At 49.9% G+C, this 12,755-nt stretch carries 11 protein-coding genes; 7 read left to right on the forward strand and 4 right to left on the reverse strand.

The window, feature by feature from the left end; genetic code table 11:
- The first annotated feature begins 65 nt into the window (after positions 1-65).
- Complete coding sequence (locus ACTTKA_RS01255; RefSeq protein WP_442723666.1) at positions 66-1,310, forward strand: hypothetical protein; 1,245 nt, start codon at positions 66-68, stop codon at positions 1,308-1,310.
- A gap of 52 nt (positions 1,311-1,362) precedes the next feature.
- A complete protein-coding gene (locus ACTTKA_RS01260; RefSeq protein ID WP_442723667.1) occupies positions 1,363-1,998 on the forward strand; it encodes a hypothetical protein in 636 nt (211 codons plus the stop codon).
- Positions 1,999-2,005: 7 nt separating this feature from the next.
- Here ACTTKA_RS01260 and ACTTKA_RS01265 read toward each other — a convergent pair whose 3' ends face one another.
- Positions 2,006-4,126: a Tex family protein gene (locus ACTTKA_RS01265; protein ID WP_442723668.1), complete on the reverse strand. Its 2,121-nt coding sequence runs from the start codon at positions 4,124-4,126 to the stop codon at positions 2,006-2,008.
- A gap of 23 nt (positions 4,127-4,149) precedes the next feature.
- Entirely contained in the window at positions 4,150-5,691 is a 1,542-nt protein-coding gene (locus ACTTKA_RS01270) for a phosphomethylpyrimidine synthase ThiC (protein WP_442723669.1), read from the reverse strand.
- Between the two features lie 219 nt (positions 5,692-5,910).
- Between ACTTKA_RS01270 and ACTTKA_RS01275 the strand changes: the two genes are divergently transcribed.
- The 5 genes from ACTTKA_RS01275 (at position 5,911) to rseP (ending at position 10,689) form a co-directional block, all read left to right on the forward strand.
- Positions 5,911-6,519 (forward strand): DUF4290 domain-containing protein, encoded by a 609-nt coding sequence (locus tag ACTTKA_RS01275; RefSeq protein ID WP_442713657.1) that lies wholly within the window; start codon positions 5,911-5,913, stop codon positions 6,517-6,519.
- 185 nt (positions 6,520-6,704) lie between these two features.
- Positions 6,705-7,226: a ribosome maturation factor RimM gene (gene rimM / locus ACTTKA_RS01280; RefSeq protein WP_442723670.1), complete on the forward strand. Its 522-nt coding sequence runs from the start codon at positions 6,705-6,707 to the stop codon at positions 7,224-7,226.
- Positions 7,227-7,230: 4 nt separating this feature from the next.
- Positions 7,231-8,109, forward strand: a complete 879-nt coding sequence (locus ACTTKA_RS01285) for a M23 family metallopeptidase (protein ID WP_442723671.1) — start codon at positions 7,231-7,233, stop codon at positions 8,107-8,109.
- Between the two features lie 6 nt (positions 8,110-8,115).
- Positions 8,116-9,270, forward strand: a complete 1,155-nt coding sequence (locus ACTTKA_RS01290; protein ID WP_442723672.1) for a 1-deoxy-D-xylulose-5-phosphate reductoisomerase — start codon at positions 8,116-8,118, stop codon at positions 9,268-9,270.
- Positions 9,271-9,369: 99 nt separating this feature from the next.
- The gene (rseP, locus tag ACTTKA_RS01295; protein ID WP_442713661.1) at positions 9,370-10,689 is read left to right on the forward strand and encodes an RIP metalloprotease RseP; all 1,320 of its coding nucleotides are present in this window, start codon (positions 9,370-9,372) and stop codon (positions 10,687-10,689) included.
- A 51-nt stretch (positions 10,690-10,740) separates the two neighbouring features.
- Here the strand turns inward: rseP and ACTTKA_RS01300 are convergent, their stop codons facing one another.
- Complete coding sequence (locus tag ACTTKA_RS01300; protein ID WP_442723673.1) at positions 10,741-11,781, reverse strand: 6-bladed beta-propeller; 1,041 nt, start codon at positions 11,779-11,781, stop codon at positions 10,741-10,743.
- A 457-nt stretch (positions 11,782-12,238) separates the two neighbouring features.
- Positions 12,239-12,430 (reverse strand): hypothetical protein, encoded by a 192-nt coding sequence (locus ACTTKA_RS01305; RefSeq protein ID WP_014224645.1) that lies wholly within the window; start codon positions 12,428-12,430, stop codon positions 12,239-12,241.
- Between the last annotated feature and the right edge of the window lie 325 nt (positions 12,431-12,755).

Raw genomic sequence — 12,755 nt, forward strand, 5'->3', positions numbered from 1 at the left:
TTCTGACATTAGCATACATAGTTCGACGTAATTTTTTTATGTTTGCACTCGTTTTTTGAAAAGGCATGATACGATTTCACGGTTTACGAGTATTCTTCCTATGTATGCTGTTTGCAGGAGCAAGCACGAATCTTTTTTGGTTGCACGCACAGCTTGCGGAAAAAGTATTCCGTACCGATTACCGCATAACATCTGAGAATGAACGCAAACTGTTTGTTGCATTAGATAACCTCAGCTTCTTTCGGAATGCCGAAAGTACGAGTTTTGCACAAAAGGGATATACCTTGCCCGGATTTTGGTTGCAACTCAAAGGCGTCTACTATCCGACGGAAAACATCAAGCTGGAAGGTGGTGTGCATTCCGTTTGGTTTTGGGGAGCGACCCGCTATCCGGCCTTCGCATATAAGGACATTGCCGTTTGGCGGGGGGAAGAATCGAAGCACAATGTACATTTATTACCTTATCTGCGGGCACATGTAGCATTGTCGGATCAGGTAGACCTGATTTTGGGCGATCTATATGGCGGGAGTAACCATGGCTTGATTGATCCGCTGTACAATCCGGAGCTCAATTTATCGTCCGACCCGGAGGCGGGGGTACAGATCTTATATCATCCGCGCTGGATGGACTTGGATATTTGGCTGAACTGGGAGAGTTTCATTTACAAGCTGGATACTCATCAGGAGGCGTTTACGTTCGGATGGTCTTCGCGGTTTAAGTTCAACTCGCCGGAATCTACATTTCATGTTTATGCCTTGATGCAGGCGCTGGCACAACATCGCGGAGGCGAACTGGATACGATCAGTAGCGGCCAGTCGGTACAAACCATGCTGAATGGTGCGGCTGGCGTCGGGGTCGACTGGAATGTACGGCGCGGGGTGTTGAAGAAGTTGCAGATAGAGTTCGACGCAACCGGGTATTATCAGCATGCCGGCAATCTGTGGCCGCTGAAACGAGGCTACGGCTGGTATGGAAGTATGACGGCCGACTTGTGCGATTTCCGCGTACGGGCTGCTTATTGGAAATGTGATGATTTTATTTCTCTATTCGGCAATCCGTTTTATGGGGCTATCTCTACGTACTTGGATGATGCCGTTTACCGACAACCTCGCATGGTTTACGCAGGAGCCGAATATACCCGCAGGTTCGGCCATGAGTTTTCGTTGGGCATCAACGCCGATGCGTTTTATCGGATAGGGACGCGAATAGTCGATCCGAAGAAACGTCATGATGCGGAGGGAAACCGGTTCAATTATTCGTTCGGAGTCTTTTTTCGCTTTCATCCTTCGTTCTTGATCAAACGTTTCTGATTATAATACAAAAAACATTGCAATTTATTAACTTTTATCCCACAACATAATCATGATAAAAAAGACACTGTTTATTACATTTTTTCTTCTATCCGTGTGTCCATGCTTTTTGACCGCGCAAGACAGTTGGGGGCCGGATTTCCGGAAAGGTCGTATCGGAGTAAGTTTCTCTTCCTTCGGAAAAAATACAGGATTATATCTGACAAATGTGGATGGTAGTGCAAGTTATGATAATGGAGGGTTCTTCGCGCTGGGTTTGAACTACACTTATCCTCTAAATCGGTGGCTGGATTTCGAGACGGGAGTAGAATATGCACGGCACGAAATCACCGTAGTTTCTGCTCCTATCAGTGGAGAAAGGCCGGCAGACAAAAAAGTAATGTTATCGCTGATCGGTATTCCTCTGACATTCCGAGCCAATTTTCTGAAATATGCCTTTGTCAACGGTGGCTTACAGATGGATATCGACACTTCGTCCGGCCATGACATCGATAACCAGACAGGCTTGGGTGCCATGTTGGGCACAGGCATCAAGTACGACTTCAAGTGCGGCTTCTCCATGTTCATTAATCCGTATATGAGGATGCATGCATTGCTGCCCTTCGCTCCCAGAAATCTGCACCTACGCATCTGCGAGGGTGGTGTGCGGATCGGAGTAAGTGCAAATCTGTCGGGAGGTACGAAGTAATTTCGGCTTACAGCAGCAAACTCAGTCCGACTCGCTTGCGTGCTTCGTCGACTTCGATCACTTTGACGGATACATGCTGATGGAGTGAAACGACTTCCGTCGGGTCACTGACGAAACGATCGGCCATTTGTGAAACATGTACAAGGCCGTTTTCCTTGATGCCGACATCGACAAAAGCGCCGAACTTCGTAATATTCGTCACAATACCGGGCAGCACCATCCCCGGCCGCAGATCGTGGATGTTCTTTACGTTCGGATCGAACTCAAAGACGCGGATTGTTTCGCGGGGATCGCGTCCGGGTTTGCCAAGCTCGGCCATGATGTCAAGGAGGGTAGGCAGACCGACTGTGTCTGTAACATAATGTTCGAGTACGATTTGCTTACGCAATGACTCGTCGGCCAGCAGATCATCGACACGGCAATGCAAGTCGGCAGCCATCTGCTCGACTATTCCATAACTTTCGGGATGTACGGCAGAGTTGTCCAACGGATTCTCCGCTCCGTCGATCCGCAGAAAACCGGCGCTCTGCTCGAACGATTTAGCACCCATTTTAGGAACTTTCATAAAGGCTTTGCGTGAACGAAACGCTCCATGCTCGGCACGGTAATCTACGATGTTTTGTGCAAGCGTTGCACCGATGCCCGACACATACGTCAGCAGATGACGGCTCGCCGTATTCACGTTGACTCCGACCTTGTTCACACACATCTCGACCGTCTGATCGAGCGACAGCTTCAAGGCCTTCTGGTTCACGTCGTGCTGGTATTGTCCTACTCCGATCGATTTCGGATCGATCTTCACCAGCTCCGCAAGCGGATCCATCAGCCGGCGCGCCAATGACACGGCACCGCGCACCGTCACGTCGTAGTCGGGAAATTCTTCGCGTGCAATCTTGGAAGCCGAATAAATACTTGCCCCGTTTTCACTGACGCTAAACACCTGCACCTTCCGGTCGTACCGTATATTTTGTACCAGTTGCTCGGTTTCCCGTCCGGCTGTTCCGTTACCGACCGCGATCGCTTGAATATCGAATTGCTCGACCAAATGAGCGATTTTTTTCATCGCGCCCGTGCGATCGTTTTGAGGCGGATGCGGATAAATCGTTTCGTTATGCAGCAGATTGCCTTGCCGGTCGAGGCAGACGACTTTACATCCGGTACGAAAACCCGGGTCGATGCCCATCACACGCTTCTGCCCGAGTGGTGGTGAAAGAAGGAGCTGTCGCAAGTTCTCTTCAAAGATGCGAATCGCTTCCTGATCGGCTTTTTCTTTGCTTGAAGCTGCGAATTCCGTTTCGATAGAGGGTTTCAGCAATCGTTTATAGCTATCATCGGCAGCCATGCGCACCTGTTCGCCGGCGGATGCAACCGTACAGCCGTACAGTCTGTGCAACCGTTCGAGTGCATGCACTTCGTCGGGCGAGATATCGACACGCAGGATGCCTTCAGCCTCGCCACGACGGATAGCCAGCAGTCGGTGCGACGAGATACGCCGCAACGGTTCGCTCCAATCGAAGTAGTCACGATATTTATCTCCTTCGGTTTCTTTCCCTTTGACGACACGACTGGATATTACGGCTTCGCGCGCAAAAACGGAACGTACCGCGTTCCGTGCGGCAGGATTTTCGTTTATCCACTCGGCGATAATGTCACGTGCGCCGGCCAGCGCGTCATCGAGTGTCGGAACCTCATCCGTTACAAAGCGCATGGCGGCAGTTTCCACATCGTTTCGACGACTCATCACCATTTTAGCCAACGGTTCAAGGCCTCTCTCGCGAGCGATCTGTGCCCGCGTACGACGTTTCGGCTTAAACGGCAAGTACAGATCTTCAAGCTCTGTTGCCGACCACGTCTCTTCGATTTTTCGCCGTAGTTCGTCGGTCATTTTCTCCTGCTCTTCGATGCTTCCGACAATCGTCTCTTTACGTTTCTGAAGATCGAGCAGGCGTTTGTATTCACCGGAAATATCGGCGATCTGAATCTCGTCAAGTCCACCGGTTCGCTCCTTTCGATAACGGCTGATAAAAGGGATCGTTGCGCCATCGTCGAGTAACTGCAAGGTGTTTTCTACTTGTCGCTCGCTAATCTGTAATTTTTCGGCAATCCGTGCCGGAATAACTGTATGCATGCGTAATTTCTCGATGCTATGCCCTACCATCCGAAAGAGAGGGCGTAAATATCTTCCATACGGCCTTCTTTACGTGCTTTGCCAAGCGCATTATCACGCACCTGTGCTCCGGGATGTCCTTTGGCCAGATCAGCCGTATGAGCTGCAATCTTATGAGCGAGGATGCTGGCCTGCACTTCTTCTCCGGTAGGCCGTTCTCTATATTCTTGCCGTGTGCTTCCACCGATGAGCGACGCTCCGTACCAAGCGACCTGCGCGCTACCGATAGCCGAAGCGATGTAATCGTACTTACCGGCGATATCGGTTGTCTTCATACCCGGTGTGAAGAACGGAGCGCCCTTACAAACATACAGCTGTTCCTTTACATTGGCTTCAATCTTGTTCATCGGCACATGTCCCGGTCCTTCCGTCATCGTTTGCACATATTGTTTCCATGCTCTCTCGGTCAGATCGCGCATCTCGGAAAGTTCAGCAAACTGAGCCCGGTCGTTAGCATCGTAGACCGATCCCGGACGTAACCCGCTACCGATAGACAGTACGGCGTCGTAAGTTCGGAGGATTTCGCAAATTTCATCGAAGTTGGTATAGAGAAAGTTTTCCTGCTTGTGCGCTTTCATCCAGCGACGCAGAATCGAACCGCTTTGCGAAGTGAGATGCGTCAAACGATTATCGATCAGCTTCAAATGTTTGCGGTGCATCGCCGCATGAATTGCGATAATATCGACCCCCTGCTCCATCTGTTTAATCAGTGTATCGCGGAAAAGCGGCCACGTAATGTCGGCCGGTTCTCCTCCCGCTTGCGCCAATGCCTCATGCAGCGGACTGGTACAGACCGGTACGGGACAGTTACGCAGCAGCCAATCGCGGTTTTGCCTGCTCTCGACCGTGTCGGATAAATCCGTCAGGACATCCGCACCCAAGCGACAATATTCGATCATCCGCATGGTATCCCTTTCATAGCCTTCGCCCGAAGGAATAAAATTCATATTGATTTTTACGAGGAAACGTTGTCCGATAATCATCGGTTCGGCTTCCGGATGATTGATATTGGCCGGGATAATGGCACGTCCTGAGGCCACTTCCCTGCGCACGAAATCAGGTGTGATATATGACTTCAGACCTAAGGCCTCGACCTGCTGATTCTCGCGGATCGCCACATATTCCATCTCCGGAGTGATGACACGCTTCTTAGCGTAGCTCATCTGTGTGATCTGTCTCTCGTTCCGGGCAAGAAATACCGGATTGGTTACCGGAAATGCACCTTTTTTTTTCGGTCCGGGAGATGCCTTTCCCTCCCGAATCACGATATCCTTACGCCGTCCGTACCATTCTTCCCGTATGCGCGGAATCCCTTTACCCATGTAAGGAATATACCGCGGATCGGAATACGGACCGGACGTATCATAAAGCGTGACCGGACTATTCGACTTGACTGTCTGCTCACCTGCCGCATTGACTGTGATCGTATCGGACAAGTGAACTTGCTTCATCCCGACATGCACTTTATCGATCTTGCCGGAAATATAAACTTTGCCCGCCAAAGGGGCTGTATACTTTGTGCTCATCGCCAAATTTGCTTTTGTTTTATGTATGTACGGATAACTATTTCTTTATCTCGAGACAAAAATAAGCAGAAAATATAGAAGATCCGCTCCCAATCATCGTTATCCAAGAAAAATATTTACTTTTATACAATTATTTGCACGAATATTAAACGCCTTACATGCTCTTTTATCCGCAAAAAATAGCTACTTTTGTCGCCACATTATCATATTCAACTTAAAATGAAATATAACACGACAGAGAAACGACTGGCGTTGCCCGAATACGGACGTCATATTCAAAATATGGTGGATCATTGCATAACGATTGAAGACCGCGAAGAACGTAACCGGTGCGCCAATGCGATTATCAGCATTATGGGTAACCTGTTTCCACATCTGAGAGATGTCAATGATTTCAAACATATTTTGTGGGACCACCTGGCCATCATGTCCGATTTCAAGTTGGATGTCGACTATCCGTACGAGATTATTAAAAAAGAAAACCTCTACAGTCGCCCTCCCCGTATCCCGTATGGCGACTCACGTATCCGTTACCGCCATTACGGAAAGATTCTGGAGCAGATGATCCGGAAAACAACGGAACGAGAAAACAGTCCGGAAAAAGACGTCCTGGTGAGAATGCTGGCCAATCACATGAAAAAAACATTTATCATCTGGAATAAAGATACCGTAACAGACCGGAAAATTCTGAGTGATTTGGCCGAATTATCCGATGATTTAATTGTACTGAACGAAGAGAACTACAGGCTGATCGACAACCGTGAGGTCATACAGGCACAGAACCGCCCACAGAACCAAAGCAAAAAGCCGTTCCGAAAAAATCGATGAGTTCGTTTGTCATAGGAGGACACCAATTACAAGGCGAAATAACGCCCCAAGGTGCGAAAAACGAAGCCTTGCAAGTGATTTGACCAGTTCTCGAACAGATTGACCAGGGGGATGAGCAAATCGACAAACGGCCAAATAGGCTTGGCGCTTGCATTACGAGAATTTAAAGAAACGGAGGTGGACGCATGATACGAGAAGAAGACATCGCAATGATCGGACAATTTGCCAAACCGCATGGTATTAAAGGCGAACTGACATTCGTCACAAATTACAACGGATTATTTGAAAACGCAGACGATCCGTATGTGGTTTGTGAGATGGACGGTATATGGGTGCCGTTTTTTGTTGAATCGTTCCGATCGAAGAATACATCATCTCTGTTGGTAAAGCTGGAGGGAATAAACGATGAAACCACAGCGAAGAAGTTTACCAACCGATCGGTTTATTATCCTGCCGATGCATTGCCGGAAGAGGATGGTAACGAATCATGGACGCGTTTCATCGGTTATCTGCTGACTGACGAGATGCTGGGGGAAATCGGAACGGTGGCGGATGTAGACGAGTCCACAGCCAATGTTGTGTTTCGTGTCGATGATCAGGGCAAAGAACGGTTGATCCCGATGGCTGCAGAAATGATTTACTCCATCGATGAGCGAAACAGGCATATAACCGTATCGTTGCCGAAAGGGATTTTAGATTTGAATTAACGTTATGAGCAAGAAGAAAAAAGAACTGAAAAACAAGAAGAAATCGTTCTGGAAAAGGGTTCGTTTTAAATATAAGCTATCTTTCATTAACGAATCGACGCTCGAAGAAGTATGGAACTGTCGGGTATCGCAATTGTGGTTTTTCTCGGCCGTCTGTGTCTTTGCGCTTTTCATGATCACGATCACCTCGTTAATCATTATCACAACTCCCATACGGAACTACTTGCCCGGTTATCTGGACGCCGAGGTGCGTCAGGCAATCGTGCAGAGCGCGATACGCGCCGACTCGTTAGACGCCGCATTAAAGAAACAGTCGCTCTATCTGAGAAACGTCACGGCCATCATGAGCGGAACAATGACTCTCGACTCGGTTCACGCCATAGATTCGGCCGCATTTATCAAAGCCGATTACGATATTCCTCGTTCGAAAACGGAAGAGGCGTTCATCCAAAACTACGAACAGGAGGAAAAATACAACCTGACCGCCTTGAATGACGGTCCGAGGCTGACAGACAATGTCTTTTTCTATAAACCCGTGAACGGCACTATCTCTGCGCATTACGATCTGGAGAACCGCCACTATGGAGTAGACCTCGTAGCCGGTCCGAAAGAAAGCGTGCTCGCCACGCTTGACGGTACCGTGATTTACACGGGCTACGATACCGAATTCGGCAACGTGATCACGTTGCAGCACCGGAACGGATTTATATCGGTCTACAAGCATAACCACGCTCTCTTGAAGGAGATCGGACAGTATGTCGTAGCCGGCGAAGCGATTGCGCTGGTCGGTAATACGGGCGAGCTGTCTACCGGGCCTCACCTGCATTTCGAGTTGTGGCATCAGGGAGCTTCCGTCAATCCGGAAGAATACATTGCATTTTAAAAAAAGATGAAGAAAAAAATCGCTATATTGGGTTCGACCGGTTCCATCGGAACACAGGCATTGGAAGTGATTGAAGAACATCCCGACATGTTCGAGGTTTATGTACTTACCGCCCATCATCAGGTCGATCTCCTGATCCGTCAGGCGCGTCGTTTCATGCCCGAAATCGTTGTCATCGCGAATGAACAGCACTATCCCCGACTGAAAGAGGCGCTTGCCGACCTGCCCATCAAAGTATGGGGAGGGGCTGACGCCCTTGCGCAGGTCGTACAGATGAAGCCGATCGATATGGTGCTCACAGCGCTGGTCGGGTATGCGGGTTTACGTCCGACCATCGCCGCCCTTGAAGCCGGAAAAGCAATCGCACTAGCTAACAAGGAGACCCTCGTTGTTGCGGGCGAACTGATCACGACACTGGCCAAAGAGAACAATGCCCCCATCCTCCCGGTCGATTCCGAACATTCGGCCATCTTCCAGTGCCTCTCCGGAACGTGGAACAATTCGGTGGAAAAAATATGGTTGACGGCTTCCGGAGGTCCATTCCGCACGAAAACGCCGGATGAGCTGGCGACAGTCACGAAGGAGCAGGCGCTCCGTCATCCCAATTGGAACATGGGGGCGAAGGTCACGATCGACTCGGCCTCGATGATGAACAAAGGCTTCGAGATGATCGAGGCACGATGGCTGTTCGATCTTCCGCCCGAGCAGATCGAGATCGTAGTCCATCCGCAGTCGATCGTTCATTCGATGGTGCAGTTCGAAGACGGTGCAGTACTGGCGCAACTAGGACTGCCCGACATGAAGTTGCCCATCGCGTATGCGCTGTCGTATCCGAAGCGACTGAAAACCGCTGCTCCTCGACTGGACTTCCGGCAATATGCCTCGCTCACGTTCGAAGAGCCCGATATGGGACGTTTCCGTAATCTGGCGTACGCCTTCGAGGCCATCCGTAAGGAAGGTAACATGCCGTGCATCCTCAATGCCGCCAACGAGGTGGCCGTAGCCGCTTTCCTCGAAGACCGGGCAGGATTCCTGCAAATGAGCGACGTGATTGCCCAAACGATGGAAAAAGCGACATTCGTTGCCCGGCCGACATACGACGACTATGTAGAAACCGATGCCGAAGCGCGACGGATAGCAGCGGAGTTTTTAAACAGGTGAACATGTCAGGCAGGTAAAAAAATCAGGGTAGACACTTCTGTGTCTGCCTGCCGACATCGATTGGACAAACAAAAAACAAATAAATAAGGAACAGACTTTATGGAAATATTTTTGATCAAGGCCTTACAGCTGATTTTAAGTTTATCGATTCTGGTATTAGTACATGAGTTCGGGCATTTTCTTTTTGCACGGCTCTTCAAAGTACGTGTCGACAAGTTTTACCTCTTTTTCGACCCGTGGTTTTCGATCTTCAAATTCAAACCTAAAAACAGCGATACGGAGTATGGCCTGGGATGGTTACCGCTCGGCGGATACTGCAAAATCGCAGGGATGATCGACGAGTCGATGGACAAGGAACAGATGGCGCAACCTCCGCAACCGTGGGAGTTCCGCTCCAAGTCGGCGGCACAACGCCTGCTGATTATGGTCGGCGGCGTACTGTTCAACTTCCTGCTGGCGCTCTTCATCTATTCGATGGTGCTTTTCACGTGGGGAGATACGTACCTGCCGCTCAAGAACGCGACGGACGGCATGTACTACAGCGCGACATTCAAGGAGGTCGGTTTCAAAGACGGCGATATTCTTCTCCGTGCCGACGGCGAAGAACTGCAACGCCTCGACGAGCACAGCTTCCGTCAGGTAATCAATGCGCAGTCGGTAACTGTGCTCCGCGAAGGTCAGGAAGTAACGATCACGATCCCGGCCGATATGATGCAACGGATGCTTCGGAATAAAGATGGATTTGCGAACTATCGCATCCCGATGGTCATCGATAAAGTGGTGGCTTCGTCGGCGAAGGAGGCCGGAATGCTGGCGGGCGACCGTATCGTGTCGGTCGGTGACTCTCTGACGGCCATGTCGCTCGAAGCAAGAGAAGCGCTGTATACGTATCGCGGACAGACGGTGCAAGTCGGCGTCGTTCGTGACGGTGCGGAGATGGCGCTGACCGTACCGATCGATTCGCTCGGTCACATCGGCGTTCAGATGAAAATGCCGGCTTTGCTTTATGAGACTACGACTGTGCGATACGGCTTCTTTTCGTCGTTCCCGGCCGGGGTAAATCTCGGTATCAAGACGTTGAAAGGCTACGTGAGCGATATGAAATATGTCTTTACGAAAGAGGGCGCTTCTTCGATCGGTGGCTTCGGGACGCTCGGCAGCCTTTTCCCGGCCGAATGGGATTGGCAGGTATTCTGGATGCGAACGGCTTTCTTGAGTATCATTCTGGCGTTTATGAATATTCTTCCCATCCCCGCGCTGGACGGCGGACATATCATGTTCCTGATCTACGAGGTGGTGGCGAGACGCAAACCGAGCGAAAAATTTCTCGAATACGCGCAGATTGCCGGGATGATTCTTCTCTTCGGACTGCTTATTTACGCCAACGGCAACGATATCTTCCGCTACTTCTTCCGTTAACACGGGAAAGAGAAAAAAGGATGCGCCTGAAAGCAAGGGAAGCGATGCTTTTCATGCTTTCAGGCGCACCACGAATAACACCGGATTATCTGTTGCCGCGCGTTCGGGGCATAAGCGAGAGACGGCTTGCCCCGAACGACAATAGCAGAACTCGTTGCCATACACATCGAGCGCCTGCAGGTCGGGCACTTGGCCTGTCTGATAGAAATCGTCCGTAAAGCCGTTCTTCAGGCGAAACGCACGTTGTTCAAGCAGGTCGTAGCAATAGAAATAGCGACTTTCGTCTCCGTTTTTTCCGTTTGATGCTATCAGAAAACGTTGTCCGAGCCGAAACGGAAGCATGGGGACGGGATCGTCGGCCGATGTGTGCAAAATCTTTTCCAGCCCATTGCCTTCGATCAGGGCGAGCGTGTCGGCCAGCAGCTTTTCCGGCTCATACGAAGCGGTGTAGGCATACAGTCCATGTGGAGATACGCACAGCTCAGGATCAAAATGACTGCTCAAGTGAAAACGTTTTAAATCGACATCACACAAAGGTGTTCCGTCCACCACGTCGAACGACGCATCGAGCCGGTAGAGCCATTTCTCGATCTTCCTCTCCCCGCCCGATGCCGAGGTAGCGCATTGCTCGGCGGTTGCCCAAAAGTGTCCGTCGTGATACGCGATCTTCAGCAGACTCTGCCACGGCTTTTCGGCAAGAGTGTTGCAACGGACCAGCGTCCCGTCGTATGCGAAGAACAGCGCATGCCCGCACGTATCGATGGCCACGACCTGTCTGCGTTGCGGATCTACCGCGAAATCGCGGATCGCTGAACATCGGCTATCCCCGTCCGAAGCGATGCGGCTGAGAAACCGCCCTTCACGATCGAAACGATAAAGCATCCGGTTGCTGAGCACAAAAAACTCATTCCCGGCACGTTTCACCGTATCTACCGGCCCCATCCGGCATCGTCCATTCGTCTCCAACGGAATGGCCACCACATGTTCCGCAATCTCGGAAAGAGAGGCTTCGGCCGTTTCCTCTACCGACACAACGCTCCGATTCACACACGAAGCAATCCCCAAAAACACCACCCAATATGCTATCTTCATCGTACGATTTATTTAAAGTAATAACGAAAACCGAAAGAACTTAGTATGGAATTCTTCCTCATGTTTTCATAATTCGAAATTATTCGGTAGATTTGTCAGGCGAAGTTACGAAAAGAGTGTAATTTATTGGAACTGAGCGTAGGTTAATTGCTCATGATAGTAATAGGTTACGATTTAGTTAGTTATCTACTGCATCATCCTTCTGCGCGTTGCGTAACCTTCAAAGAACTCTTCGTATGCAAAAGTAACAATAAAACGGGAGATTTTGAAATGAATCTCCCTAATTTTTTCTTCTCATACAAGTTTTTCCGTAAAAGCGGTTTTGTCCGTCGGCACACCATCGCCCAAAAGGATTTTGGTCGAACGTATGCCGACTACGCATAAGCGGAGAAAAGGGCTTTGCCTCACGCCTAAACAACAGTTTAGACTAATGATGCAAGGCCCATTTCTTTTGTGCTTATGCCAAAGAGGTGCTTTTACGGGTTTCTGACGATTTTTCTTTTTCCACTGTTCCTTTGAGCCGTAAGCGGAAAGCCGTGTCTGACCGCCCGATCCATAAATGGAACAAGCCGTCACACACGGCAGGCAAACCGGGAAGAATGATTTTATCCGTCCGACCGTACACGCTCGGCCAGACATATAAAATCATACTTCCTTGCCGGTGGTTTGCCCGGTTTCACGCCTCCGGCTATGTCCCTTTTCCTTTTGGCGTTTTCCCTTTTTTACGGATTTCTCTTTTGAAGTTTTCCTGTCCAATCTGCCTCCACTTCCGTTTACCTCCATTTTCGCGTCTTTCAGTGAGCCGCATCAGATAGTCATTTCCGTTCTGGGCGCAAAGGTAATTCCGGGATTGGACGGGAATGCAAGGTCAAGCCTCCTGTTTTCGGAAAAAATCTCCAGCCCTGCGGGTAGTATTTTTCCCGAAAAACCTTGCATTCCCTAATCCCTACCTTTTCAAGCACCCGAAACGAAAA

Origin of the sequence: Tannerella sp. (assembly GCF_052170195.1) — a bacterium.
In the GTDB taxonomy this organism is placed as follows: domain Bacteria; phylum Bacteroidota; class Bacteroidia; order Bacteroidales; family Tannerellaceae; genus Tannerella.